Source organism: Paenirhizobium naphthalenivorans (assembly GCF_007992095.1).
GTDB lineage: Bacteria > Pseudomonadota > Alphaproteobacteria > Rhizobiales > Rhizobiaceae > Allorhizobium > Allorhizobium naphthalenivorans.
In genome coordinates, this window is record NZ_BJZP01000112.1 from 1 (window position 1) to 972 (window position 972).

General features: G+C 59.7%; 1 protein-coding gene and 1 pseudogene. Both read right to left on the minus strand.

The features are described from left to right. Positions 1–178, minus strand: a pseudogene (locus RNA01_RS24285) (conjugal transfer protein TrbH); the annotation flags it as partial. A gap of 3 nt (positions 179–181) precedes the next feature. Continuing rightward, positions 182–958 carry a P-type conjugative transfer protein TrbG gene (gene trbG / locus RNA01_RS23400; protein WP_147182460.1) on the minus strand — a complete coding sequence of 259 codons (777 nt, stop codon included), beginning with the start codon at positions 956–958 and terminating at the stop codon, positions 182–184. Between the last annotated feature and the right edge of the window lie 14 nt (positions 959–972).

Consider the following 972-nt stretch of genomic DNA (forward strand, 5'->3'; position numbering starts at 1 on the left):
TCGGCGCGGCGGTTGACCCTGCCTGCTCGGCGTAACGTCCAGCCATGTCGCCGGCGATCGCGCTTGCCACGGGACCTGTTACCGTCGAGGGCGCGGCGCTCGTCGTGAGCGCGTCTGTTCCGGTCTGGCAACCAGAGAGAAGAACGGCAGCAACAATAGGAAAATGGCAAAGGCGCATCGATCAGCCTCCCCGCCGGATGGTGATTTTCTGCTGACGCCAGCCGACGCCCGAAACAAGGACAGCCTTGTCGATATTGTAATCGACGATCATCATGTCGTTCTTCATCCGGTAGTTTACGATCCGGTTTTGCCCGCCAGAAACCACGAAGAGGACCGGCGCATCCTGACCGGAGAGCGTTCGCGGAAACTGTATGTAGGTCTTCTGCCCATCCGAATAGACGCGCTTCGGCTTCCAGGGCGCGCTGCCGCTCAGCGAATAGGCGAAGGCAAGTTGCTCTGGCGGTACGCCGCCGTCGGAATTGGTCATCGTCTGAATTCGAGCGTTGATGTCGGACAATCTCGTCGCGGCCTCTTCCGGATACTCGAAGCCGACCCGGGCCATATACTGGTTTGGATGCGATTTGAGCTGAATATGATAGGTGCGCCTCGACGTCGTCACCACCATCGACGTCACCAGACCCGCTTCAGACGGTTTGACGATCAGGTGAATTGCCTGGCCCCCTGCAGCACCGGATGTGGCCGGCTCGACCTTCCAGCGCACCGTGTCCCCAACAAGCACGTCGCGGACAATCTCCCCACCCTGAAGCTCGATGTCGCAGACCTGTAAAGGTGAGCAAACGACAGAGGGCTGCGTCTCACCGAACAGAAAGATGACTTTTCCGTCGGCACCAGTTGTTACCAGTCCCCGCTGCCCACGCCATTTGTTGGAGAGGGTGGTTCCTTTCGCCTCATTCGGCGTCAGGCTCTGGGCAAAGCCCGATGTCGTCGCCGTGATCAAAAGCGCAAGTGCGG